Consider the following 26,142-nt stretch of genomic DNA (forward strand, 5'->3'; position numbering starts at 1 on the left):
GAGGCCTGCTTATGCGAATTATCAAAGCAACTCTTGAACATCTGGATCTGCTCGCCCCTCTGTTCGTCAAATACCGCGAGTTCTATGGGCAATTGCCCTATCCGGACTCTTCACGCTCGTTTCTGGAAAAACGCCTGGAGCGCGACGAGTCGATCATCTACCTGGCGCTGCCGGACGACGATGACAACAAGCTGATGGGTTTCTGCCAGCTGTACCCGAGCTTTTCATCGCTGTCGCTCAAGCGCGTATGGATACTCAACGACATCTATGTGGCCGAAGACTCGCGGCGCATGCTGGTGGCCGACAACCTGATGCGCGAGGCGAAGAAACTGGCCAAGGACACCAACGCCGTGCGCCTGCGTGCCTCGACCAGCAGCGACAACGAGGTGGCAATGAAGACCTACGAGTCGATGGGGTTCAAGGCAGATACCGAGTTCAAGAGCTATATCCTCCCGATCCATTCCGACTGACGGGCATCCTTCGTCAGCAAAGCCGGCTTCCACAGGTCTGCGCGCTGGCCATGTAGGCGCCAGCCTTGCTGGCGATGGGCTGCATGGCAACCCCGCTGCGCTGGGGCCCAGAAATCCGCCGCTACAAACTGCTCCGCCATAATCACGCCATGCCCGTATAATGCGGCCTTTCAATTTGTGTGAAATTTTACCCTTACCCCGGGTAACGGCTACACACTTCGCACTGCCAGTCCTCGCATGCCCGTAGAGCCGGGTCTTGAACAAGGTGCCGTACATGGATTTCAACCCGCTGGACCTCATTCTGCATCTCGATACCTACCTCGATTTGCTGGTCAACAATTACGGTCCGTGGATCTACGCCATCCTGTTCCTGGTGATCTTCTGCGAGACCGGCCTGGTCGTCATGCCGTTCCTGCCGGGCGATTCGCTGCTGTTCATCGCCGGTGCCGTGGCCGCCGGCGGCGGCATGGACCCGGTACTGCTGTGCGGCCTGCTGATGGCGGCAGCCATCCTGGGCGACAGCACCAACTACGTGATCGGGCGAACGGCCGGGGAACGCCTGTTCCGCAACCCCGACTCGAAGATCTTCCGCCGCGACTACCTGCAGCAGACCCACGACTTCTACGAACGCCATGGCGGCAAGACCGTCACCCTGGCGCGCTTCCTGCCGATCCTGCGCACCTTCGCGCCTTTCGTCGCGGGCCTGGCAAAAATGGTCTATCCGCGTTTTCTGATGTTCAGCGTCGCCGGCACCATCCTGTGGGTGTGTGGCCTGGTGACGCTGGGCTACTTCTTCGGCAACGTGCCGTTCATCAAGTCCAACCTGTCGCTGATGATCGTGGCGATCATCCTGCTGTCGCTGGTGCCGATGATCATCGGCCTGGTGCGCAGCCGCATGGGCCGTGGCCAGGCCAAGGCCCAGTAACCCGCGCACATGTGGAGCCTGAGCGCCTGGCGGCGCCGTCGTACCCTGGCCCGCTACCCGATCGAGCCGCAGCAGTGGCAGCGGGTACGCGAGGGCCTGCCGATGCTCGACGGCATCAGCGACGAAGAAAATCACTGGCTGCGTGAAGCCTGCATCCTGTTCCTGCAGCAAAAGCACCTCACCACCCTGCCCGGCGTCGACGCCGATGCCGAGCAGCGCCTGCACCTGGCGGCCCAGGCGCAACTGCCGCTGCTGCACCTGGGCGATCTGAACTGGTACCAGGGCTTCCATGAAATCGTGCTCTACCCCGATGACTTCGTCAGCCCCCAGCGCCACCGTGATGCCAGCGGTGTGGAGCATGAATGGGATGGCGAACACAGTGGCGAGGCCTGGCAGCAGGGCCCCGTGATCCTGGCCTGGCCCGGGGTGCTGGCCAGCGGTGGCTGGGAAGGCTACAACCTGGTGATTCACGAACTGGCGCACAAGCTCGACATGCTCAACGGCGATGCCAATGGCCTGCCGCCGCTGCATGACAGCATGCGCGTGGCGGACTGGGCGCAGGCCATGCAGCAGGCCTACGACGATCTCAACCGCCAGCTTGACCGCAACCCCGATGCCGAAACGGCCATCGACCCCTACGCCGCGGAAAACCCGGCCGAATTCTTCGCCGTGACCAGCGAATACTTCTTCAGTGCCCCGGACCTGCTGATGCAGGCCTACCCCGCGGTTTACGCGCAACTGAGCGCGTTCTACCGCCAGGATCCACTGGCCCGCCTGCAACAGCTGCAACGTAGCCATCCGCACTACCAGCACACGACTAATTGACCAGGCCGGGCATCTGGCCGGGCGTGGCAAGCGTTACGGAATGTGCCTATAATCGCGACCAATTTTTGGCCAAACATGGGGGCAATGCCCAATGAGCTACAGCAAGATTCCGGCTGGCAAAGACCTGCCGAACGACATCTACGTCGCCATCGAGATTCCAGCCAACCACGCACCGATCAAGTACGAGATCGACAAGGACAGCGATTGCCTGTTCGTGGACCGCTTCATGGCCACCCCGATGTTCTACCCGGCCAACTACGGCTTCATCCCCAACACCCTGGCTGACGACGGTGATCCGCTGGACGTGCTGGTGGTGACCCCGTACCCGGTAGCCCCAGGTTCGGTGATCCGTGCTCGCCCGGTCGGCATCCTGCACATGACCGACGACGGCGGCGGCGACGCCAAGGTCATCGCCGTACCGCACGACAAGCTGTCGCAGCTGTACGTCGACGTCAAAGAGTACACCGACCTGCCGGCACTGCTGCTGGAGCAGATCAAGCACTTCTTCGAGAACTACAAGGATCTGGAGAAAGGCAAGTGGGTCAAGATCGACGGCTGGGGTGACGCAGAAGCGGCCCGTGCCGAGATCACCAAGTCGGTGGCAGCCTACAAGGGCTAAGCACTGCGCTTGAGGAAAAGCCCCGCGATTGCGGGGCTTTTTTGCATCTGCGGCTCGCTGCTTGAACCAACAGCGTCCGATTATTCCTACAACACCAACAGAACCCCCTGTAATACCCCCGCTTTTGCCCGCGAAACACTTCAACCCAATGTTTATATAAACCCTTCTTTTCCCTCACTAAACTCAATCACCATGAATACATCTGGTGATCGTTTGAAAGCGCTCCTGCGCGAGTGCAACCTGACCGCTTCCGACTTTGCCGCCCAGCGCGGGGTGACGCCGCAGCATGTGAACAACTGGTTCCAGCGCGGCGTGCCCATGGCGCGTCTGGACGAGATTGCCGAACTGCTGTGCGTACGCCCTCGCTGGCTACGCACCGGCGAGGGCCCCAAGCACCACAACCCGCTGCCGCGGGTCAGCCGCAACCGTGGCGAGCAGGAGCAGCAGGCCCCGGACCACAGCCTGTTCGCCGCGCATGGCGAGCAGGACGTGCTGCTGCCCTTCTACCATGCGCAGCCCCGGCAGTTTGCCGAAATCCCTGGCCGCCACCTGCGTTTGCCGCGCTGTGCGCTGGACAACCTCGGGGTCGATGCTGCGCAGGCGCTTTGCGTGAGCATGCCCGACTACAACATGAACCCCTTGCTGCAGTACGGCGCGACCTTGGCGATAGACCGCAGCCTGACCCGCGTGATCGAGGGCGAGATATACGCGCTGCTGCACAACGGGCGCTTGCGCGTGCACACCTTGAGCGAACGGGCCAATGGCGCATTGCGTCTGCACAGCCATGACGGTGACGAATTTCCGAGCGAAACCTACAGCCTGTCGCAAATCCGCAACCAGGGTCTGGAGGTACTGGGGTGGGTGTTCTGGTGGGCTCACCTGCGGGATGATCGCCCGCGCTAAAGCGGTTGCAGCGGTTTTTTTGCTGGGCATTGCGATCCATTCCCAGTATGCTGTGCGCACTCAAGCCCCGGTTGCAGCCTTGCATCCTGAGGGCGTGGCGCGGCACACACTGCCCCCGCCACCCCCGGCCCCAGCGCCGGATCACGATTTGAAGGCGGTTGCGGCTTACCAAAAGTCAGCCAAGACTGTCCCCGAGAAGCCGGCCACAAGCCGGCTTTTTAATTGTCCGAAATAATCCTATCCCATCCGAGAATCCACCTGATAGCCTAGCTATTACGGGGGTTTAACACATCTCCCTGTCCGATGGTGTTCAACGCCATTTGACCTCATTGGAAAGCTGTCTGCCGACGAGATTGGTACTCCCCAGGTGCTCAAGGTGCTGCAACCGATTTGGGCCACCAAAACCAGAACTGCCGACGAGGTACGCGGGCAAATTGAACAGGTTCTGGATGCCGCCAAGGCACGCAACCTGCGAGAGGGCGAGAACCCTGCTCGCTGGCGCGGGCACCTGGACAACCTGCTGAGTCGCGCTGAAAAGAAGAAAGCGCGAAAACGTGAGCACTTTGAAGCTTTGCGTTGGCAGGACGTGCCAGCCCTGATGACCAAGCTCAGTACAAACACCACCCCAGCGTCCTTGGCCGCTCAACTGCTGATCATGACCAGCGCACGTGCCCACATGGTGAGGTTTGCACACTGGGATGAGTTTGATTTAGAAGCTGGCACTTGGTCTCTGCCAGATGAACGCATGAAAATGCGCGTGGCCTTTGTCGTCCCGCTTGCCGAGGAGGCCATAAAGCTGGTGCGAAGCATCCCGCGAGCGGAAGGAAGCCCCTATCTGTTCCCAGGACAGGGGAAGTCAGGAGTAATGCACACAAACGCCATACGCACACTTTGTAGTGGTCAACTGATCCCGGACACTGAATTGAGTTTTTCCTCTGCGACCGCAGGCGGTAGCCCTTCGTTGAATTGATGCGGTCGCCGCCAGTTGTACCGCTCCATCAAAAACCGACTGATATCTTGCTGTGCCAGCACAGCGCTCATGTAGCCCACCGTCGGTATCCATTCAGTCTTCAGGCTGCGAAATAGCCGCTCCATCGGCGCGTTGTCGTGGCAGTTGCCGCGCCGACTCATGCTCTGCGTTAAGCGGTATCTCCATAGTCTCTGGCGGAAACTCAGGCTGCCGTATTGGCTGCCCTGGTCGCTGTGAAACAGCACATTCTGAGGCCGGCCACGCTGCTCATAGGCCATATCCAATGCCTTGATCACTAGGTCGGCATCAGGCTTGGCTGAGAACGCCCAACCTACAACACGCCGGGCACAAAGGTCGATGACAGCCGCCAGATAGTGCCATTGGCCTTCAGCCCAGACGTACGTAATGTCACCGCACCAGACTTTGTTCGGGGATGCCACGCTGAACCCGCGATCAAGCACGTTCGGGATATCAGGCCGCTCCACAGTAGCCTTTTTGTAGGCATGGGAGCCCGGCTGTTTGCTGATCAAGTTCAGCTCGCGCATCAACCTACGTACCTTGAATCGCCCGATCTGCATGCCGTCCTCTTTCATCATCAGCATGATGCTCCGGCTGCCCGCAGCGCTTCGGCTTTGCGTAAACAACTCGTTCACGCGGCTACGCAAGACTACTCGTTCGGCATCCGGATACCGACGTTTCCGGCAGTACGCGTAGTAGCAAGATCGGGTGACATCAAATACCGGGCAAAACAGATCAACAGGCTCTTGAGCCCGCAGTTGATCGATTAACGCGAACGCTCGTGTTCCTCGGCCATCAAGAGCGCGGTGGCCTTTTTTAAGATCGATTTTTCCCGTTCTAGCCGATTGATACGGGCTTCGAGTTCCTGGATTTTCTGCTGCTCAGGTGTCAGAGCCTTGCTGGTGGGAGTAACACCGCTACGTTCTTGCTGAAGCTGGCTCACCCATCGACGAAGCGCCGATTCGACCAATCCGAGCGAACGGGCGGCTTCGAATGGCTGTAGCCTTGGTCGAGCACCAGGCACGCAGCCTCGCGCTTGAACTCAGGGGTAAAGGTACGACGTTGCTTGGTCATCAGACACCTCTCTATGGCGAGCATTCTCGCCTAAATGGGTGTCCGGTTTCATTAGACCACTACAAGCGGCATAGTCGCGCGCCTATGAAAAGGAAGCATTCATGTGGCTCATCTCATCGAACAAATGGCCTACGTTGGCACTACCCCTTGGCATGGCCTGGGAAACCAACTGACGCAAAAACAACCGCTGGAAGTCTGGCAGCGCGAAGCTGGCATGAACTGGCAAATCCAGGACAGCCCAGTGCATTTCAAATCAGACAATATCGGCACTCTGGGCTCGATCCACTCCTTTCCGGAACAGAAGGTACTGTACCGCTCCGACACTAAAGCGCCGTTATCGGTGGTTTCTAATCGATATCAAGTGGTGCAGCCGCGTGAAGTTCTGGAGTTCTACCGAGACCTCACCGAGGTTTCAGGGTATGAACTGGAAACAGCAGGAGTGCTAAAAGGTGGGCGCAAGTTTTGGGCGCTTGCCAGGACGGGCCAAGAGACCGCGCTGAAGGGGAATGATCGAGTTAACGGCTATCTGCTGCTGGCCACCTCCTGTGACGGCACACTAGCCACCACTGCGATTCCCACCACTGTTCGCGTGGTCTGCAATAACACGCTGACTATCTCTCTGAACGGAACCACCCGAGCAATCAAAGTCCCGCACAACACGCGCTTTGATTCGCAGGCAGTAAAAAAACAACTAGGCATCGCCGTCTCGCAATGGGACGAATTCATGTATCGGATGCACGCACTCGCAGAACGTAAGGTTCAGTGGACTGAGGCCATGAGCTTCTTCATGGACGTGCTGTGCGACACCAGCGCGCATGACCCCATTCCCAATGTACTGCCCAACAAGCGAGCTATGGGGAAGGTACAAAGCCTGTACGAAGGTAAAGGCCGAGGATCTGATATGGCGTCCGCTCGCGGAACAGCGTGGGGCTTGCTGAACGCCGTGACTGAATACGTGGATCATGAAAGACGCGCGAGGAGCTCTGAATATCGAATGGATTCGGCATGGTTTGGTCAAGGCGCAATTATCAAACAGAAGGCACTCGATGCAGCCTTACACCTCGTTGCGTGAACCATCGAGCCAAATCACTGCCGAGCGCTCTCGCCTACAGGAACGTTCGGAATCATTTAATCCCAAAACCTACTTTCAGTAGCCCCGCCACCCACCCTCCAGTGCTTTCACGCGTTCGTGATAGGAATACCAGCATGAAATATCCCAAGCTCAAAACCGGTGAAACGCCCTGCACCTATGCCATGGAATCACCGCTCACCGAGGCCGACGTCTTGCAGATGGCTCAACAACTCGCGATGTTTCGTCTGTCTAAGGGACGCGCGCTGACTGAGCGCAGACTCGTATTCAGTCACCTTCAGACGCTGCTGCAGTTCCATGATTACGAAGTCTTTGCTTTATTACTGCTCGATACAGAGCATCGGGTCATTGGATTCAAGGAGCTTTTCAAGGGCGCATCAGAAGTTGCCTGCGTATCCCCTAGGGAGGTGGTCAAGATAGCCTTGGAGCACAACGCTGCGGCCGTGATTCTGGTGCATAACTATGCCTCCATCGACTCACAGCCCAGGCAAGTCGATAGCACACTGATCACCGGCCTCAAGAATGCACTCAATATGATTGGTACCCAAATATTGGATCATGTCGTAGTGCGCTATGAAGGCTGCGATATCCGCCAATCTTAATCGCAGTACGCATTGCTTGCCTGTTCTTTCACCGGGTGCTCAAGCGCCGCCCCCAGAAATGGATAATCAACATAAGGCAGACAGGAGGCACTTCGGCCTCCTGTCTGTTTGAATGATATTTTTTGCTTTAAAAGGTAAAAATCCTATACGTAGAATTAATTGACTAATGCCAACTCAGAGTGCCAAGCAGCTAGACGCGTTGGCTCCTGCAACGCTGCAGCCAGGGCGCTATGCACTTCGTGATGAGGCTCACAGTCGCCAAGATCCATCTGCCATTGCTGAACGTAGGCTTGAATGTCAGCCTGAGTGTGACGCTCCTGAGCTTGTTGTATGCGGTGCCTTTCGCGCCTGCACAACACATTTTGTCGATTGGCGTACTCCGCCTTAAATTCCTTTGTCCAACGGCTGGCCAAGTTGAACAACCGGTTCAGACTCTCAGACCTGGGCTGGTCTACAGCATGAGGGCTCTGGCATCGCACGGCCATCTCTTGCAGTACATATGCAGGCTGCACACTGCCATAACCTGGCCTCAGGTAGGGATGAAACCAATCGGCAAAGCCGATATCGGAGTAGGTCGGCTTGTCACCTTTATTAGGCGCTTCGTTGCAAGTACTACAAATCAGCTGCAGATTGTCAGCACACACGCTGAGCAGTGGGAAGGAGCTCTTAATGATCCAATGATCGACGTGTGGAGTATCTCCGAGTGGACCACCACACATCACACAAACCTCCCGAGCGTGGGGGTGATTGCTTAGCCGATGTGCGTCTCGAAAAACTCGAACGTATGTAGCGTAAGTTACGCCACCCGCGCTTGTCGGCGCTCCATTGGCTAGGAACGGTAAGCCTCCCGTGCTCTTAAATGCCTTTTCGTAGAAAGCTTCCATCAATGCTTTAAATGCCTTCCATGCCGCATCGCTGATCGCTGGCCGGTTGGTTGGCCAGGGGAGAGGCGCGGGCTGAAACTGCACAGACAATGTAGAGATTGAATTCACCCAAGCACTCAATGCTCCTTTTTCAGAGTCGGGCATATCTGCTAGCGTCTGCGCACGGCTCAACAATGAATGCCCGCTATCGATTTTGTGAAGAAAAGCCCAAAGCCAATTCGCCTCAATGGCCGATGCCAGAACCGGAGGTTGAAGTCCCGCTTGGGTGAGCCCCACGGAGGTAATCGCCGGATCACACAACCACAGTGCAAAGCGCTGCATCATCGCCTTGCAGGCAGCTAATGCAGGAGAACAAGCGACTCGATGGATGGGCTTAAGCATCGCCACCTCGCCAAGTGTTCACCAATGTGCGCAGTTCGCTGCGGTAGAAACCAGACCCCATCCGGGCAATTAGCAACTCAAGATCGGTAATTTCGGCCGGTGTACCGGTCGCTTGCAGCAGTTTGCCCTCAATGAACTCCTGAGCACGCTTGCCAATACTGTCATCGGCGCCGAAGACCGTCATCATCAACGCACTGGGATCGGTGGCAAAAGTAGGTTCGTTCACACTGCGCACGATTGAACCTTGCACAGATTTCTCTACCATCACGATCTCATTATTGAACACATCCGAGAGCACGATGGCGGAGTGGGTTGATATCAACACATCATTGGTAGTCTGGCCGATAGCTTCGTCGATGATATCGACGATCTCGCGCTTCCATTTGTCATTGAAGTGCGTCTCTGGCTCATCGAGCAGCAACAAGGCGTCTTGTTGGCCTTGCAGTAAGTGGAATAAGGCCATGCGCCCCAGCACCATTTGTTCGCCATCTGAAAGCTCTTCATATCGTAGGACGCCAATGTCCTCTGAGCTGGATTCGCCGCCACTAACTGGAACCGGCGCACGGCGTAAGCGCAGTAGCACATCATCAAACAAACCCGCTTGATTGAGCTCCAGCAAGCGAGTGAATAGATCAAAAGCGCTGGCATCCGCAGCACCGCCTAGCAGCGCCCACAAGGCTTCTCCGTGACTGCGGCAGCTTTGTAATTCATCGCGGGCAGAAGACACGAAAGACGGCCCAAGTGCATCGAATGTACCGTTGAGATCGAAAAACAGCGTGCGGCGTGACTCTACTGGGTGAGGCTCCGCGATCACCTCGCTGGCGCATAACCACCAATCATGGGCAGTTTCACAGACTTTCTGATCCCAATGGGTTGTCTGCAGGCAAGAGCGGAAGGCCACTGAAACCAGGTGATGGCAACCACCGCGCTCCAGCAGGTCTTGCAGCGCACTCTTGTTGTTGTCGCTTTGATGCAGTCTGGCGATTACTGAGTCAGCCTCAGCGCGCAGCGAATAGCCTGTAGCTTCAACAAAGACCTGCGGCAAGGCTACGGCCAAGAGTGCACACTTCAGCAGTGTGGGATCTAGTAATACGGGGCGACGAAAGCGGTCGTTCTCGGCATTGGAACTGAACTTGGGCCTGGATGTTTCCGCGCTGACTTGTCGGCTCGCTTGCAAGGAATTTTCCTGTGCAGCACTCCACCCCGCAGGCCGCTCATCGCTTTGGGCGTCATCGCCCGTTTCCAGTAAGCCCTCCGCGTGCTGGTTGCGGCCCCATACCGAGCGCCAAGGGCGTAAGTCTCCCGTGGTGTACGCCAGCACCGCCGAGGGTAATGCAATTTGCGGAGGAGTACTGTCGCGTAGCGGCCAGCTGCCAGGCGCAATCAATGCGGAGAAGCCCGGCACTGCAGGCATACCCTTGAGATTCAGATGCTCAATGCAGGTTTCAAACACCTCCTGCCCATTATGATCATCAAAAGCAAAGCGCTCGTGCAGCCAGAGACTGGCTAGCTGGCGGTTGCCCGGGCAATGCAATAGCAAGGTGCGGTGATTGGGTGAGCCACGCACGCCAAGCTCGTAGAACAGGCTGACCGGGAACGCTGGCACCCGCTGATCAGCCAGTGCCAGAAACACCTCGGCCACTGCACGCAGCAAGTTGGACTTACCACTCCCATTCACGCCCACCACAAATCGGATGGAGCATGCACGTTCCAGTGGAGAACCACTAGCAAAGCACACCTTGATGTCAGCAACCGGCGGGTAGTTTTTCAGATGTAGATAACGCAAGCGCATTACAAAGCCTCCAGCTCGACTTGCTCAGCATCCACCTTGAGAGATCGAGCTATATCGGCTCTGAGGTCATCGAGCGAAGCGTAATGCTGACCGTGATCGATAAGGTGAATGAAATCCTTGCCATCGTCATCCTCAAGCGATGTAACCTGGAACATCTCGCGAGCCCCCGTTCGTTCGGAGGTTTCGTAATCCAATTGAACTTCAAAAAAGTAGCGCAGCTGATCAACTCCGGCCGACAGTACCTTGCGCAGCGCCTGGACATCGTTCATACGGGTGAACTCTTCAGGCCGTAGCGGGCGGAAAGCCTTGAGGTAGTCGCGCTCACCACTCTCGGGATCTTGTTTGGGCAATGTGACTTTGGCAATCAAGCCTTGCGCTGACAACTGGCTGAGCGAGCGGCGGATACGGTTACCTATCGTTTCACCAAAGCTTTGCAAACAATCTGTCACGACATCATCGTCGCAGAAGCGGGAGAACTCATCGGGATCTTCGACCAGCAAGGGCTGGCCACTTTTCTGGCAATACTCGGTAAAGGCCGCCAACACCTGACGCTGGAACTCACTGAGCTCGCTCAAAAGCCAGTCGCGAGCGGGGCGCACCGTAGCGTCCGCCTGATCTGAAACAGCAAATACCGCTTTAGCCCTTGAATTGATGATGTTGGTGCCGAGCTCGCTCAGCAAGGCGTCGCGGGTGTAGGCTGCCTCAGCGACTTCGTCAGCGTGATCCTCTCGCCATTGGGCGGTCATATCACCGATTAAAGCTTGCTGGCTAACAACTTCTTGCAACTGGGTAAATGCTGTCAATTTACTGAACATCTGAGTACGCAACTCCTCAACCGCGCGCACAAATGCAGCAAACTTCTCTTGCAGTGGTCGCGGGGGAAGGGGAACCGTGAGGCGGCCCAGGTCCGTCGGGCTTACATTCGCCATACTGACCGCCTGTTTGGCTGAGTTAAAAAGCCGATATTTCCCGTAAGCGCTGTTCAATGTTGCCCAGAGATATTCAGGTAGCATTTCCGGTTTCAGGCGCAGGCGCACGAGATACGACGCAAAACTAAATGCGCCTGGTACCGGGCGCCAAATGGCGCACTTGCCAACCAGCTCTTTGGAGTTCGTACGATTGAACAGCAGGTCGCCATCCTGCAACTCAGTTGAGCCGATATCTTTTTTGGACAAGCTGGCATATTTCAGGTCAGACAAGTCCAGCCAGCCACTCGTGGTGATGCTGTTCATACGTAGTACTGCGTGCGTACCATGCCCTTCCATAGCCTCAGAAACGCCGTACTGCGAATCGGCAACCCAGTCACTTATCCGCACGGGATCAATCATGCCCTCTGCGGTGTACCAAGCACCAAAGTGCTCCCAATAAGCTGTCCTGACCAGATGATCAATCTGCTTACTGATCGATTGCTTAGCTTTCGCCACCACTTCGGCCTGCCGAAGCACATCGACGATGCGCTGTTGTTCGGGGAGTGTGGGAAGTGGAATTTTGAATGAGGCTAGGGTGTCACTCTCAACGCCGGACTGGCTAACCCATCGCTTCGCGCGAGTCTTGGTGTACCCCATCGACCATAACAGTTGTAGATAGCCCGCGAGATACTCAGGAATAACCAATTCACGGCGTGCACGCAATCGAGTCATGTGGTTGGAAAAGACGTACTCCCCTGCTTGGTCAAAGACGGCTGTCTTGCCTACCCACTCCTCACTGTTGGTGTTATTGAATACAACATCACCTACCGCGAGTGAATAGCGCGCCAGTTCCTTTTCACTGGCTGTGATGTGCTTGATTCCTTCCATGCTAATCTTGCCATCAGGCGTCACGTTGTGTGTGCGAATCTGAGGCGTTGTGCCGTCATCCTCTTCGCCTGGTTTCTGTGCAAAGCCGGGCTGTATGTCCTCGACCAAGGCGCGAACCGTTACCTGTACCCAAGTCTCAGGCAAATTCATTCCCGCCCCTCCACCATCGCCAGCAATTTGTCCAGGCCCTGGATGATGTCCTGCTCAGTAATCTTGAGAGTGCCTATCAGCTCGGCAATGCTCTTGTGGCTCTTGAGCTGGGTGAAGTCGAAAGGTTTGTACTGCCCGGCTGACAAGTTCCAAGCGCGGGCCTCGATACAGTCGGGGTCGAGCAGGCCATCTTTGAGCGTGCCTTTGTCGTCATATAGACCGTCGGCCAGCATAGCTTTTACATAAGCCGACCGCACCAGACCGTCCCCACCGTGTGAACCGACAAGCTGGCCATCTTCACTTTGCCATTCGTCGTTACGCGCCCAGTCGCGCACCGGCACCACCCAATGCTTGGCGGATTTTAGTTCCGTGGCGTAATCAATTTCCAAGCTACGCAGCGTCACGTCAAAGCCATCTAGCTTGGCAACTTCGCGGGCTGCTTCGGTCAGTGTCTGCTCGATGTCGTGCGTCGTCATGACTTTTGGCGGCTTATCGGCACGCAGAATGCCACGCACATAAATGTCAGACTGCACGTCCGCGAGTGTAGTTTTCAGCAGATCTTTCCATATTGGCAGTGCAGGGGAATCCTCTTTTTCGAAGAAGACTTCCTTTTCACGGGCCAACCTCTTGAACTCCGCTTCTACAGGTCTGGCAGCCTTTTTCCATGCTTCCAGTAGTTCAGCATCGGTGATTTTGTCGGCCAAGCGTGCACTAAGAGTGGCGTCCCAGGCTTTCTGTGCCGCTGGCACAAAAGCTTGAATTGTTACCTCAAACAAAACACTGGCTATGCTCGCGCGTATTTTTTCTTCGGCCGCTTTCGGGTTGGCAGGCAGTTCGGGGAACAGTTCATGCATGCCCCAAACTTGTCCATCCCACATGTTGGTGTCCGGCAGCGTGGTAAACGCAGCGCCGGCGGGCGTGAGTTTTTCGGCGGTGTCGCGCAGCAGTGCTTGCCTCCAACGCTCCGGCCAGAAACTTGGCTGCAATAGGGTCTTCTCGTTGAGAAGTGCACCCTCGCGGCCACGTGTGCACCAGGCTTTGAATTTCTCTAGAGCATCCCAAAGGTCGTTTTGTTGACCAGGGCGAGCGTTGCGCCTGGCATCTCTCGTATAACCATCTTCCTCTATCTCATAGAACCAAACGTGCTCGGTACGCGTCGCCGCAAAGCCGGTGAAGGTTTGCTTGTCATCGCGACGGGTTTCCTTTCGGAAAATAAGGATGGAAGTTTTGACGCCTGTATACGGCTGAAATACGCCGCCAGGCAGAGAAATGACGCCTTCTACCACATGTTCAGTCAGCAACTCACGACGCAGGCGTACGTGGGCATCGGTGTTGCCGAACATAACCCCTTCAGGAATGATGACTGCACAACGTCCACCAACTCGTAATAGGTCGAGCATCAGCCACAGGAACAACAACTCGCTCTTGTTGGTAATGGATTCGTCTTTCTTTTTACCCCCTCCACCCACTCGCGGAAACAGCAGGGAATCCGGCTCTAAATCGCCGCTATCTACAGTGCCGGTAAAAGGCGGATTGGCCAGCACGAAGTCGTAGGTTTCCGATTCAAGCAGTTGTTTAAGCTGATCTTTGCCCTCGCGTTTGCTAAGGGAATCGCCCTGTAGCAAGTGCGGGTCGGTCACATCGTGCAGCACTAGGTTCATCCAGCCGATGCGGGCCATGGTGCGGTCATTATCTAGGCCAACGAAGTTTGCACCGTTGTGGATAGCGGTATATTGCTCAGGCGTGGCGGCAGCGCCATCTGTACGGTGGGGGGTGCCGTCCCATTCCAATACTAAGTTGTCTTGCGCAGAGAATTTGCGCATCAAGTGCTGTTGGGTGCTGAAGAGGAATCCTCCCGTTCCGGCGGCCGGGTCGATGACACGCTGACCTGGCTCAGGATCGAGCAACTCGACCATGAAACGAATCAGATGGCGCGGAGTGCGAAACTGGCCATTTTTGCCGGCCGTGGCGACTTCGCTTAGTAGGTATTCAAAGGTATCACCCATGATGTCTTGGGCAGCAGAACCTTCACCGGCACGGGCGAAGAGTTGGTCGATGGCGTCAATGGCATCAGACAGCACCTTGCCTTTGTTGGGGTCCAGCTGAAAGTAGGCATCGGCCATGCGATTGTTGAGGCTAGCCAGCTCTGTACCATCTGCGCTGGCACTGGTGAAGTGCTTATCGAGCTCGCGCAGCCAAGGGAATACCACGTCAATCAGATGACTGGGATTAGTCTTTTCTTGCCTGATGTAGCTCCACTTGCAGGATTCGTAGCCAGCGTAAATCGACAGAAAGCCGCGCTGCTGGCGCTTGAGATCGATGTCTTCCAGGCGCTTTAGGAACAATAGGTAGGTAATCTGCTCAACAGCAACCAAAGGGTTCGTGAGGCCAGCAGCCCAGAAGCGATTCCAGAGTTCGTCGACTTTTTTCTTGATATGAGGGGCAAGCATTCAGTGGTGTGTCCTTGATGGATCAGGCGGCCTCGTCCAATAACTGGTTGGCGAGGTTTATGAGTTCGTCGATGTCCTGCGGTGGAAAAAGCGCTTCCACGCGACCTACACGTGAAAGCGGTGGTTCGCTGAGCGCAGCGCGGGTAATGCGGCCGTGGCGTATCACAGCGGCTTTCACCGCCCGCAGGAAATTGAGTTGGTTGGCTCGCAAATAACCGTGAGCGGCGATGAAGGCGTCGAATGCGGTATTGATGCGCTCCTCGCGATTGGGCAGGTGTACGCCTCCACAAAGTATGTGACGCAGGAAGTCAGCCAGCGATGCGGCAGGGGCTTCAAAGGCTTTGCGCAAAGTGCCTTCAGTTACGAATAGATCGGTCTGGTTCAGCGTCGCGCTGATTCGTTCCAATTCGTTGTCCATCAGATGCTCGCCGTCCTTGAGCTTGGCTAGCTCAGGAAGTTGGTCAGCCAACCGCCGCACCAGGGCCTCGACTTGTTCGCGATAACTTTCTGCAAAGGCACCTTCACCGGTGGGACCGTAGATGATCCAACTGCGCTGTGTGATGCTGTCCGGCAGATTGATTTCAATAGTGCGACTTGGTGTTGTAGTGCGGTAGCGCATTAATGGAGAAAACACAGACTGCAGAGAGTTTAAGCGGGTCGTATTCAAGTGTTGCCAGAAGCCAACGGACTGCACCCAGGTGCGCTGTTCAGCCACGCGCTGCACCTCGGGAATGTTGTCGGCCAGACTACCCACTGCCTCTTGGATGCGCTCGCTCACCTTGGCTTGCTCGGTGACATCACCCATAAGCCAGGCCACAGTGAGTCGCTCGCACCAGATGCGAAACTGGAGTTCATCTAGACCTGCAAGCGGCGCCAGCCGCATCAGGGGCGCAATGGTTTGAGATAAATGCTCAAGAGTGTTTTGACTAGGTCGTGGCCATTGCTGCGCAAGCGCGTCGAGCTCATCCCAATGGGGGCGCACATTTATGCTGTGCCTGGGCAATGTTTGCAGCATGGCTAGCAGATCTTCGATGGCCGATTGCGTATCTTGCTGCTGGGCGTGCAGCAGTTGCCACTTTTCCAGCCGCAGGCGGAAAAGGCGCACTGGTAGCGGCTCACTGGAGTGGTCGATCTCACCATCGGGTTTGAGCTTGAAGTAAGCGAAGTTCTTCCAGTGGTCGATGATAAGAAAGTCTTTCTTGATCTCGCCAGTAACTTTTTCGGTATGCAGCCTCGTTCCGCGCCCAATCATCTGCCAGAATTTGACCTTACTGAACACGGGCTTGGCGAACACAAGGTTCTGGATAGCTGGAACGTCCACGCCGGTATCGAGCATGTCTACCGAGATGGCCACACGCGGCATCGTGCGATATTTGAAGTCGTCAAGCGTGGCATCGGCGCGCTCCATGTGGCTATCGATAATTTCAGCCATGCCTTGGCGCTGAAGCTCTGGATACAGGCGGTTGAAACCCTCATACAGTCGTTTGGCGTGGGCATGGCTCACTGCAAAAATGATGGATTTGTGCGGCAAACCGCGAACATCTTTGCGGCTCTTATCCATGAACTCTCGCACCATCGCATCTGTGGTGCCTTGGTTGATGATGCCCTTTTCGATATCACTGCCATCGAAGTTGAGCTCATCGAGATCCACACCTTGATCATGGGCCATCTGTTTCAATGGTTCAGGCAGTGCATTGCCTTGAATACCTTGAAGCTGAAAATTGGTTTGCGCATCCAGCACGCGGTAGTTCACCAAGTTTTTGTCGGCAATGGCCTGTTCGTAGCTGTAGTAGTAGCTGGGCGCGCCGTCGCCGCAATCAAATAGCTCGAAGGTGTTGTGATCAATGTAATCGGTTGGGGTAGCGGTCAGCCCGAGCTGGATCGCATCAAAGTGATCGAAGATGGCCTTGTAGCGCTGATAGATGGAACGATGGCTTTCATCAGCGACAATCAGATCGTAGTAACCCACCGACAAGCTCGAAAAAACTTGCGTCATACTGGGGTAGGTCGAGAATTGAATGCGCGCACCAGAGGTTTCTCCGGACTCAATTCGAGCCAGACTCTCATTGGGTAGGTGAGATTTGAACTCCGACATAGCCTGACGCACCAATTCGCGGCGGTCGGCCAGGAACAGTACTCGCTGCACGCGCTTCGAACGCAGCAAAGTGTCTACAAGGGCGATGGTCGTTCGAGTCTTACCTGTGCCCGTGGCCATCACCAGCAAAAATTTGCGATTGGCCGCATCTACCCCTTCAGTGACACGTCGGATGGCCTCGTTCTGATAGTCACGACCTGCAATGTCGGCGTTGATAGTGACGCCAGCCAGCGACTGGGCAAACTGTCGCTGATGACGTAGTCGCTCCAGATCGTCCCGCGTATAAAAACCGGAGACCTTTCGAGGCGCATAGCGCTCACGATCCCAGAATTGAATTTCTTTGCCGTTGGTGAGGAAAATGAAGGGGTTGCTGCCGAATTTGGCTTTGATTGCATCTGCGTAGTCAGCGGCCTGACGTTTTCCAGCAAGTTCGTCACGGGATGACCGCTTGGCCTCGACTACCGCAATCGGATTGCCATCTGAACCAAGTAGGACGTAGTCAGCAAACTGCTCGTTGCCATATCCGCTGTCGGGTTCGGCTGTCTTCAGCAAAAACTCTTCGACAAGAGTTCGCCGATTTCGAGACCAGCCAGCATGAGCGAGCTGAGAGTCAATAGCCTGAATTCTTGTCTGCGCTTCATTACGGCTCGAAGTAGTCATTGCTCATTCCCTGAGTCTTGATGCTCGTCTGCGCCACCCGCACGCACCCATTCATCGACCTCAGACAGCTGAAACTTCCATAGACGACCGACCTTGTGCGCTGGCAAAGCTTTGCGCTCACGCCAGCGATATACCGTGTCTTTAGCCACCCCTAAATGAAGGGAGACCTGCTCAGCAGTGACCCAGGACTCAGTACTCATTATGGTTTCGCTCAAGCTAAGTCAGTGATAGTCGTTTAAAGTCGTCCAAAGTCTATCAGCACAAAAGAAACCGTGCAGTCTTAGCTGTAGAAAATTTACGAGGGGCGACACCACTACACAGCGTTATCGGGGGATATGCACCAAGCCCTTGCTATCGTGGGTAGACATTCCCAACGCACTGGCCCATGCAGCGTGAATTTAACTAATCAGCCTACCTCCACGTCGTCACAGAAGCGCTACCCATTACGGACGTCTAAGATGGTACGGCGCGGCTGAAAGTAGCCAAGGCGACGCAGAGCGTCCATGGGGGGACAAATGGGGGGACAAAAACACGCCAACCAATAGAACCCTGTAAAATAAGGCCTAAATCTTAAAATAACGCCGCCCACAAGCCGGCTTTTTAATGCCCAGAAAAACCCGTCCCAACACCTGAAGCCATTCCCAAACCTTGCATGGGGGGACGGGTAAAGGCCGCCTGGACATGGCCACGCCATCGGGACTCTCCGAAAAGCCACGCCCAGGCCTTGCATCAGTATTGGTAGCGCAGCGTCACCGCAAAATTGCGTGGATCACCGTAGTACAGGCCGCCGAAGTTGTTGGAAGTGGGCAAGGACTGGTAGTAAACCTTGTCCAGAACGTTGTTGAGGTTGTACTGCACGCTGAACTGTTGGTTGATCTGATAGTGCGCATGCAGGTTGAGCAAGGTGTAGCCACCCTGCTTGATGTCGTACCCGGTCACGTCGGCGGCAGTGCGGCTCTGTGCATAGACATCGCCGCCCACACGCCATTGGTCGAGGACACCGGGCAAGCGGTAGTCGGTTGCCACCTTGAGCAGGCGGCGCGGGATCTTGCGGTAGTAGTCCGAACCCTTGCTGGCGCCCGCCACATATTCGGGATCGCTATAGGTATAGCCAGCGCTGACATTCCAGTTCTCCAACGGCTCGCCGGACACCTCCAGTTCGAAGCCACGGTTACGCACTTTTGCGCCTGTTTCATAGCACTTGCTCGTCCCCGTCACACCACAGGTGGGCGACACCGGCAACGCCTCGGGCATGTTCTCCAAGCTCGTCTGGAAGATTGCCAGCGAGGTGTTCAGCCGACCATCGAAGTATTCACCCTTGATGCCGGTTTCGTAATTCTCGCCTTCGATCGGGTCAAGCAAGGTATTGCCGACACCGTAGTAACTCTGTGTCTTGTAGATCTCGGTGTAGCTGGCATACCAGGTGTGGTGCTTGTCCAGGTCCAGCACCAGCCCGGCATATGGCACCAGCCGGCCATTCTCCCGGTATTGGTCATTGGTGTAGGGGCTGGCCACCTTGTAGTCCGACCAGCTCACCCGCGTACCGACGATCAGGCTCAGGTCATCGGTCAGGCTGAAGCGCGAGGCACCATACAGGCCACGCTCCTTGCGGGTGTAGTTGTAGTCTGCGCCGATAGCATTGAGGATCGGGCTGGGCAGGGCACTGTAGTCGAAGTCGGTGATGTCGATCGTCGGGTTGTTGGTGGCGCTCTTGATCACCGCGTCGAACTCGTCCTTGCGCGTGTTGGCCCCGAGCATCAACTGATGCTTGCGCCCGAACAGCTCGAAGGGCCCGGTAGCATAGAGGTCCAGGGCGAACTGGGTGTCTTCGTAATCGGCCTGGGAGACGGTCATGCGATAGTTGTCGCCCGCTACCCGGTTCGGGTACGCGGAGAGAAAGTCGGCGTTCGACCAGATCGCATTCATGGCCAGGGTCAACTTCCACTCGTTGTCGAAGGTGTGCGTGAGGTCGCTGAACAGCGTGTAGTTGTTGCGATCCAGATGGGCCCACTTGCCGTTGAGGTTGGTGGAACGCGAAAGCGGATAGAAGGAGCCGTCACGACGAGTGTTCAAGCCGCCCCAGTCATAGCCGTTCTGGTTGTCTTTCTGGAGAGTGGCACCCACCGTCAGTACGGTGGAATCGTTCAGATCCGCCTCACCCACCAGGTACAGCAACTGGTTGTCACGCTCGGAGCCGTCGCGGTAGCTGTTGGCGTTGTTGTAGTAGGCCACTGCACGGCCGCGAACATTGCCCGTAGGGGTCAGTGGCCCGGAAACATCCACCTGGCCACGGTAGTTGTCCCAGGAGCCTGCCCCCAGCTCCGCGCCCAGACGAAAGTCCTGGGTCGGCCGTTTGCGTACCAGGTTGATCGCCGCCGACGGGTTGCCCGTGCCCTGCATCAAGCCGTTGGCGCCGCGTACGACCTCGACGCGGTCATAGATGGCCATGTTCGAGGTGGACATGACGTCCATGGAGTAGTTTTCCGAGATGTTGGTCGGAATGCCGTCATATTGCAGGTCGCTGATCTCGAAGCCGCGCGAGTAATAGGTGGAGCGATCAGTGCCGATCTTGGTGAGGGTGATACCGGTCGCCGTGCGCGCGATGTCGTCCAGGCTCTGGATGTTCTGGTCGTCCATCCTCTTGCGGGTGATCACCGTCACCGACTGCGGTGTTTCCCGCAGGCTCAGGGCGAGCTTGGTCGCCGTGTTGGTCGAGCCCGTGGTGTACGAACCGGTGCCCTCGGTCGTGGCGCCCAGGCCCTGCCCGTTGACGGTGGTGGCGCCGAGCACGACCGCGTCCGAGGAACCGTCCTGGACCAGCAGATACCCACCATTGGCCTGGCGCTGAGCGCGCAAGCCGCTATTGGACAGCAGCAACGCCAGCCCCTCATCGACCCCATAGGCACCATCAAGGCCCGGGGTGGTCAGCGCGTGGATCTGCCGCGGATCGAAGGAAATCGTCACACCCGCCTGCACGCCGAACTGGGTCAGCGCGCTACCCAGCGGGCCTGCGCCGATGTGGTAGGCGATACGGCTCTGGGCGTGAGCCGCAGCAGGCATCAGCACCACCCCCGGCACACTCGCCATCGTCAGGCCGAACATCGCCAGGCGCACTGCGCGGGGCAATGAGATCGAGGGGGAGAAGCAAAGCTGGGGCATGAAATGATCCTTCTGTTGTCTTGGCAGAAATCCGCTGTCATCGCGGCTCCTGTCATTGACGGATGAGAATCATAATCAGCAAGGTGCTCCGCGTATTTTCTGTCAGTGACGGTTCAGACAGCCTCGACACTGACCCAGTAGCGGGTCAGGTAACGCAGCTTCACCGGCAAGGTCCGGGTCAGGTTTTCCAGGACCGCATCTGTATCGTCGATACGGAACGCTCCGGAAATGCTCAGGTCGCGAACCGCTCCGGCGCAGCGCAGCACGCCCGGGCGATAGCGCCCCAGCTCGTCGATGAACTCCCCGAGGCGCCACTCGTCGACACTCAGCATGCCCTGCACCCACGCGGTCGAACCCTGTGCCAAGACACCGGCAGGATCGGCGCGATCAGGATCGAACGCCGCCTGCTGACCGGCCTCCAGACGCACTGCCCGCTCCGGGTGACGGCGAGGACGGAGCTCGACTGCCGACTGCAGCACACCCACGCGGGTCCGGTCGGTCATCTGGCGCACGCTGAAGCGCGTCCCGAGCGCGTGGATGCGCCCGTCCTGGGTCTCGACGATAAACGGCCGCTGCCCAGGATCCTTGGCGGTTTGCACGAGGATCTCCCCGCGGTAAAGACGGATAAGCCGAAGTTGCCTGTCGAAGCTCGCATCCAGCGCGGTGTTGGCGTTGAGTTCCAGCTGCGATCCGTCGTCCAGCCGCAGCGAGCGACGCTCGCGCGCGCCCGTGCTCTGCTGAGCGAACAGGCCATGGTTCGCCAGCGGTTTGCCGATCATCCAGCTGCTGCCCCCGACGGCCAGCAACACGCCGAGGATCTTCAATACCTCGCGGCGTTGCGCCTGGGCCGCATCCAGCCCTGACCGGGCGGCATGTGCGGGTACCGTTGCCCATTGCCGCTGGAACGCCTCGACCCGCGCCCATGCCTCGGCGTGCGAAGGATCTGCCCCCAACCATTGCTGCCAGGCCCGGGTGCAGGCCTCGTCCACCCCTGCATCGTTGAGCTGCACGTACCAGGTCGCAGCAGCTTCGAGGGTCCGACGATCGAGCGCCGCGCTCATCAGTTGTCCGCCAGCAGCAGGCACTCGGTCATGGCTCGCACCAGATGGTTCTTCACCGTGGTGACCGAGACCCCGAGGCGTTCGGCCACCGCCACATAGGTCTGCCCCTCCAGCTGCACCGACAGAAAGATCTCCCGGGTACGCTTGCCCAGCCCGTCCAGCAGGCTGTCGACCGCCACCAGCATCTCGAGAATGGACAAGCGCACCTCAGGTGATACCTCGACCGGTTCGGGCTTCTGCGCCAGGGCCACCAGATACGCCTGCTCGATCGCCCGTCGCCTCGACTTGTCGATCAACAGCGAGCGCGCAATTGCAGTCAGGTAGCCCCGCGGCTCTCGGATCGGCGCGGCGTTGCGTGCCGTCATGACCCGCACGAAGGTGTCCTGGGCCAGATCCGCCGCATCGGCCGAATTGCCCAGGCGCATGCGCAACCAGCCTTTCAGCCAACCGTTGTGTTCGGAATAAAGCTGGTGAAGTGCCAAAGGCTCGAGTGCGGACATAAGGTGGCCACTAAATATGCAAATGGTAATTGATCGCATTATTTAGGGCGAGCGCAGTTCGTGCAAGGGGCAATCCGCCCGCCAGGTGTGCATCTGGCCTGATGATGCCCAGGGCAAACTACGCACCTGCCCCTCCCCCTGCCCGCGAAAACCCAACCTCCAGCACTTTCCCTGATGACACCCCACCCATTAAGTTGCACTCTGCACCAAACTGATTCAGCCGGAACCGATTTTGATGGAAAGCACACCCCCGACCGTTGCCGCCGAGCGCCTGCTGGAAAGCGCGCGACGGCTGTTCTGCCGTGAAGGCATTCATGCAACGGGCGTTTCGCGCCTGCTCAGCGATGCCAAGGTCGCGCGGCGCACGCTGTACGAGACCTATGGCTCCAAGGAGAACCTGCTGCGTGCCGTGTTCGATCGCGAGGCAGCGATGTGGTTTGGCTGGTTTGACCAGGCACTGCCTCAGCGTACCGACGACCCGGAGCAACGCCTGATCTTTCTGTTCGACCTGCTCGAGGAATGGTTCGCCAGCGGGCGCTTCTTCGGCTGCCTGTTCACCAACGCCGTCGCCGAACACGACAAGTCTTCCAGCTGGGTACGTGACCTGGCCCAGGCACACTTCGATCGGGTGCATGACCGCATCGAGCAACTGGCCGCGGCCTGCGGGCTGCCGGAACCGGCCTGGGTCGCGCAGCAGATCTCGCTGCTGATCGACGGTGCCATCGCCACCGCGATGGTCTCGCGCAACGCCAGAAGCGCACAGGTTGCACGCTCGATCCTGCTGACCCTGCTGCGCGAAGCGAAAGCCGCCTAGCCCGCCCCCTGCACCGCTGCCGGTGCAGGCCTCGGCGCCTATATGCTAATGAGGCATAAGCTAAGCTTAAAATATTAGTTCTGCTTATATCGCAGATCTCACATACTTCACGCGCCTGCCGAGAACGATCGGTCTACCTGTTTTGGGATGCGTGTGATGAGAGATTTTTTCCAGCGATTGTTCTCCACCAGTGGCGCGCAAGCGACGCCCGCACTCCAGTCCAACCTGAGCCGCCGCTCGTTCATGTGCGCCTGTGGCTGCGGCATGCTGGCGCTGAGCGCCGCCGGCACCGCGCTGCTGGCAGCGGCCAGCAAGGTCGAAGCCGCCACCGGCGGGCCGCTGCTGCGTGTGGGGCACATGCCCGCCGGCTGCGTGTCGCACCTGCTGCTGGCAAAGCTGCGCGGTGATTTTGCGGCGGCCGGCCTGCAGGTGGAGCTGACGCAATTCAACAGCCCAAGCGATGCCCTGCAGGCCTTGTTGGCAGGTCGCCTGGAACTGATGCACGGGCCCTGGACCATGACCGCAGCCGCCTACGCCAAGGGCACCCAGGAGCTGCGCATCATCGGTGGCTCGGGGCAAGGCGGCATCGAACTGGTGGCGCGCAACGGCTCGGTGGTCAGCCTGGATGAATTCATCGCCGCCGCAGGCAGCGGGCTGCGCGTCGGCACCCTGCGCCTGGATACCCTGGAACTGGTGGGCTACGGCTCGATGGCGCGCCACGGCAAATCCTACAACGACTATCAGATGACCTTCTTCCCGAGCATGGCCGGGATGGGCGAAGCCATCGCCAACGGCCGCCTCGACGTGTGCACCCTGGCACAGCCCTATGCCCAGAACGTGGTCAGCACCACCGGCGCACGCTACCTGAGCGACTCCAACGCGGTGTGGGGCCCGGAGGCCGCCGACTGCGTGATCACCACGCAGGTGCGCACCAGCCAGGAACAGGGGCCGCTGCTCAAACGCTACCTGGAACTGCTGCAGGCATCGGCCACTGCGATGAAAGCCAACTTCGACAACGCCATCCAGCAATTGCAGCCGATCTACGGGGTATCCAACGAGGTGCTCAAGGTGGCCCTGGCACGCCAGGCGCCCAACCCGGTCATCAGCCCGGTAGGCGTGGCCGGCCTCAAGCGCGGCGCCGGCTACCTGGTCGAACTGGGCTACTTCACCGACAACCCGATCGACGCGGTTCTGGACCTGCGTCATCAACCTGCTGCCCAGGTGACGGGATGAACCAGGCCGTTCTGACCCTGAGCCGGCAGCCCGACGCACGCCGTGCCCCGCGTTATCTGGGCGCGCTGCGCGACACGCTGTGGTTCCTGCTGGCGTGGGCATTGCTGATCGGCGCATGGGAGTTGGCGGTGCAGTCTGGCTGGCTGGATGGCCGCGTGCTCCCGCCTCCCAGCGTGACCCTGCCGTATGCGTTTTCCGGTGAAGCAGTGGTGGGTTTCGGGCAGCAGCGCAGCGGCTTGCTGGAGGCCTTGCTGGTGACCCTGCTGCGGGTCAGCGGCGGGTTGCTGGCTGGCAGCCTGGTGGCGCTGCTGCTGGCGGTGATCACCACCGAGGTGAAGCTGCTGCGCCGCCTGATCCTGCCGCTGGTGCAGACCCTGGCGCCGATCTCACCGGTGGCCTGGGTCCCCTTCACCATCGCGGTGATCGGCATCGGCGGACAGGCCGCGGTGTTCGTGGTGTTCCTGGCCGTGCTGGGCACCATGACGCTGTCGCTGGTCGCCGCGCTGGATGCCATCGACCCGCAGTACCTGAACATCGCCCGCAACCTGAGGTGCACGCGCCAACAGATCTGGCTGCGCGTACGACTGCCGGCAATCGCCCCCAGCGCGATGACCAGCCTGCGCATGGCGTTCTTCGGCGCGTGGATGGCGGTGCTGGCCGGCGAGATGGCGGGAATCAATTCCGGGTTGGGCTACATGATCATCATGGCCCAGCAGATGTACAACATGCCGTTGGTGATGGTGGGTGTGATGACCATTGGTGTCGTGGGTTTCGTGGTGGATCGCCTGATGCTGTTGCTCGGACGCCGCCTTACCGGGTGGGCGTCATGAGCCGGGGCGCCACGCTGAGTTTTCGTGGCCTGAGCAAGCAGTTCGAAGGCGGCACACGGGTCGAGGTGGGTGACCTGGATATCAAGGCCGCCAGTTTCACCGTGCTGCTGGGGCGCAGCGGGTGCGGCAAGAGCACCCTGCTCAACATCGCCGCGGGCCTGCAGCAACCCAGCACCGGGCAGCTGCTGTACGACGGCCAGGCAGTGAGCGGCAACCAGCCCGACAGTGCGCTGATCTTCCAGCAGAACAACCTGTTCCCGTGGATGAGTGCGGTGGAAAACATTGCCATCGCCCTGCTCAACCGCGGGCTTGACCGTGAAGCGGCCACCCGGCGCGCCGAGCAGCTGCTTGCCGACGTGGGCCTGGCCGAATTCGCCCGGCACCGGCCGGCGGCATTGTCCGGCGGCATGTGCCAGCGCATCGCCCTGGCCAGGGCACTGGCCCTGGAGCCACGCCTGCTGCTGCTCGACGAGCCGTTTTCGGCGCTGGACGCACAGACCCGGCGCCTGATGCAGGACCAGTTGCTGCGCGCCTGGAACACCAGCGGCGCCACGGTGCTGATGGTGACCCACGACCTGCAGGAGGCGCTGCTGCTGGCCGACCGTATCGTGCTGATGGCCAGCACGCCCCACGGCCGCATCGCCCAGATCCTGGAAATCGACCTGCCGCGCCCGCGCCAGGTGCGCTCGGCGCAACTGCTTGACCTGCAAGAACGGCTGGACGCGTTTCTGACCCACGAAACCCGGCTGGCCGAGCATTTCTAGTCGACACGGGACCTCCCGATTAACTGATTGGCACACGGTCATTCGACCGCCATGCCGCCCCTTGAAGAGCACAGACC

General features: G+C 58.3%; 20 protein-coding genes and 2 pseudogenes. 12 read left to right on the forward strand and 10 right to left on the reverse strand.

Annotated elements, in window-relative coordinates; genetic code table 11:
- Positions 1 to 11 precede the first annotated feature (11 nt).
- The 6 genes and pseudogenes from KH389_RS23730 to KH389_RS23755 form a co-directional block, all read left to right on the forward strand.
- Complete coding sequence (locus tag KH389_RS23730) at positions 12 to 470, forward strand: GNAT family N-acetyltransferase (RefSeq protein WP_043863924.1); 459 nt, start codon at positions 12 to 14, stop codon at positions 468 to 470.
- Positions 471 to 744: 274 nt separating this feature from the next.
- Entirely contained in the window at positions 745 to 1,395 is a 651-nt protein-coding gene (locus tag KH389_RS23735; protein ID WP_043863945.1) for a DedA family protein, read from the forward strand.
- 9 nt (positions 1,396 to 1,404) lie between these two features.
- Positions 1,405 to 2,220 carry a M90 family metallopeptidase gene (locus KH389_RS23740; RefSeq protein ID WP_213606372.1) on the forward strand — a complete coding sequence of 272 codons (816 nt, stop codon included), beginning with the start codon at positions 1,405 to 1,407 and terminating at the stop codon, positions 2,218 to 2,220.
- 91 nt (positions 2,221 to 2,311) lie between these two features.
- Positions 2,312 to 2,839 carry an inorganic diphosphatase gene (ppa, locus tag KH389_RS23745; protein ID WP_043863926.1) on the forward strand — a complete coding sequence of 176 codons (528 nt, stop codon included), beginning with the start codon at positions 2,312 to 2,314 and terminating at the stop codon, positions 2,837 to 2,839.
- A 192-nt stretch (positions 2,840 to 3,031) separates the two neighbouring features.
- Positions 3,032 to 3,742 (forward strand): LexA family transcriptional regulator, encoded by a 711-nt coding sequence (locus KH389_RS23750; RefSeq protein ID WP_043863927.1) that lies wholly within the window; start codon positions 3,032 to 3,034, stop codon positions 3,740 to 3,742.
- A 319-nt stretch (positions 3,743 to 4,061) separates the two neighbouring features.
- Positions 4,062 to 4,634: pseudogene (locus KH389_RS23755) on the forward strand (tyrosine-type recombinase/integrase); the annotation flags it as partial.
- Positions 4,635 to 4,642: 8 nt separating this feature from the next.
- On the opposite strand, the pseudogene KH389_RS23760 reads toward KH389_RS23755, so the two are convergent.
- A pseudogene (locus KH389_RS23760) lies at positions 4,643 to 5,804 on the reverse strand (IS3 family transposase).
- 103 nt (positions 5,805 to 5,907) lie between these two features.
- Between KH389_RS23760 and KH389_RS23765 the strand changes: the two are divergent.
- Together KH389_RS23765 and KH389_RS23770 are read left to right on the forward strand one after the other, a co-directional pair.
- Positions 5,908 to 6,876 (forward strand): DUF932 domain-containing protein, encoded by a 969-nt coding sequence (locus KH389_RS23765; protein WP_213606373.1) that lies wholly within the window; start codon positions 5,908 to 5,910, stop codon positions 6,874 to 6,876.
- 134 nt (positions 6,877 to 7,010) lie between these two features.
- Entirely contained in the window at positions 7,011 to 7,496 is a 486-nt protein-coding gene (locus tag KH389_RS23770) for a JAB domain-containing protein (RefSeq protein ID WP_213606374.1), read from the forward strand.
- A gap of 155 nt (positions 7,497 to 7,651) precedes the next feature.
- Here the strand turns inward: KH389_RS23770 and KH389_RS23775 are convergent, their stop codons facing one another.
- The 9 genes from KH389_RS23775 to KH389_RS23815 form a co-directional block, all read right to left on the reverse strand.
- Entirely contained in the window at positions 7,652 to 8,761 is a 1,110-nt protein-coding gene (locus KH389_RS23775; RefSeq protein ID WP_213606375.1) for an HNH endonuclease signature motif containing protein, read from the reverse strand.
- Positions 8,754 to 10,553, reverse strand: a complete 1,800-nt coding sequence (locus tag KH389_RS23780) for an AAA family ATPase (RefSeq protein ID WP_213606376.1) — start codon at positions 10,551 to 10,553, stop codon at positions 8,754 to 8,756. Before KH389_RS23780 ends, KH389_RS23775 begins: the two co-directional genes overlap by 8 nt.
- A complete protein-coding gene (locus KH389_RS23785) occupies positions 10,553 to 12,499 on the reverse strand; it encodes a restriction endonuclease subunit S (protein ID WP_213606377.1) in 1,947 nt (648 codons plus the stop codon). Before KH389_RS23785 ends, KH389_RS23780 begins: the two co-directional genes overlap by 1 nt.
- Complete coding sequence (locus KH389_RS23790) at positions 12,496 to 14,949, reverse strand: type I restriction-modification system subunit M (RefSeq protein ID WP_213606378.1); 2,454 nt, start codon at positions 14,947 to 14,949, stop codon at positions 12,496 to 12,498. The genes KH389_RS23785 and KH389_RS23790 overlap by 4 nt, the downstream gene beginning before the upstream one ends.
- 22 nt (positions 14,950 to 14,971) lie before the next feature.
- The gene (locus KH389_RS23795; RefSeq protein WP_213606379.1) at positions 14,972 to 17,704 is read right to left on the reverse strand and encodes a type I restriction endonuclease subunit R; all 2,733 of its coding nucleotides are present in this window, start codon (positions 17,702 to 17,704) and stop codon (positions 14,972 to 14,974) included.
- Positions 17,701 to 17,904 carry a helix-turn-helix domain-containing protein gene (locus tag KH389_RS23800; RefSeq protein WP_213606380.1) on the reverse strand — a complete coding sequence of 68 codons (204 nt, stop codon included), beginning with the start codon at positions 17,902 to 17,904 and terminating at the stop codon, positions 17,701 to 17,703. The genes KH389_RS23795 and KH389_RS23800 overlap by 4 nt, the downstream gene beginning before the upstream one ends.
- Before the next feature lie 529 nt (positions 17,905 to 18,433).
- A complete protein-coding gene (locus KH389_RS23805) occupies positions 18,434 to 20,863 on the reverse strand; it encodes a TonB-dependent siderophore receptor (protein ID WP_043863928.1) in 2,430 nt (809 codons plus the stop codon).
- 113 nt (positions 20,864 to 20,976) lie between these two features.
- Positions 20,977 to 21,924: a FecR domain-containing protein gene (locus KH389_RS23810; RefSeq protein WP_213606381.1), complete on the reverse strand. Its 948-nt coding sequence runs from the start codon at positions 21,922 to 21,924 to the stop codon at positions 20,977 to 20,979.
- Positions 21,924 to 22,424, reverse strand: a complete 501-nt coding sequence (locus KH389_RS23815) for a sigma-70 family RNA polymerase sigma factor (protein ID WP_043863930.1) — start codon at positions 22,422 to 22,424, stop codon at positions 21,924 to 21,926. The genes KH389_RS23810 and KH389_RS23815 overlap by 1 nt, the downstream gene beginning before the upstream one ends.
- Before the next feature lie 235 nt (positions 22,425 to 22,659).
- Between KH389_RS23815 and KH389_RS23820 the strand changes: the two genes are divergently transcribed.
- From KH389_RS23820 to KH389_RS23835, 4 genes are all read left to right on the forward strand, one after another.
- A complete protein-coding gene (locus KH389_RS23820) occupies positions 22,660 to 23,238 on the forward strand; it encodes a TetR/AcrR family transcriptional regulator (protein WP_043863931.1) in 579 nt (192 codons plus the stop codon).
- A gap of 156 nt (positions 23,239 to 23,394) precedes the next feature.
- The gene (locus tag KH389_RS23825) at positions 23,395 to 24,471 is read left to right on the forward strand and encodes an ABC transporter substrate-binding protein (protein ID WP_213606383.1); all 1,077 of its coding nucleotides are present in this window, start codon (positions 23,395 to 23,397) and stop codon (positions 24,469 to 24,471) included.
- The gene (locus KH389_RS23830; RefSeq protein ID WP_043863933.1) at positions 24,468 to 25,301 is read left to right on the forward strand and encodes an ABC transporter permease; all 834 of its coding nucleotides are present in this window, start codon (positions 24,468 to 24,470) and stop codon (positions 25,299 to 25,301) included. Before KH389_RS23825 ends, KH389_RS23830 begins: the two co-directional genes overlap by 4 nt.
- Positions 25,298 to 26,065 carry an ABC transporter ATP-binding protein gene (locus KH389_RS23835; RefSeq protein WP_078481403.1) on the forward strand — a complete coding sequence of 256 codons (768 nt, stop codon included), beginning with the start codon at positions 25,298 to 25,300 and terminating at the stop codon, positions 26,063 to 26,065. Before KH389_RS23830 ends, KH389_RS23835 begins: the two co-directional genes overlap by 4 nt.
- The last annotated feature ends 77 nt before the right edge of the window (positions 26,066 to 26,142 follow it).

This window comes from Pseudomonas qingdaonensis (assembly GCF_018398475.1).
In the GTDB taxonomy this organism is placed as follows: domain Bacteria; phylum Pseudomonadota; class Gammaproteobacteria; order Pseudomonadales; family Pseudomonadaceae; genus Aquipseudomonas; species Aquipseudomonas palmensis.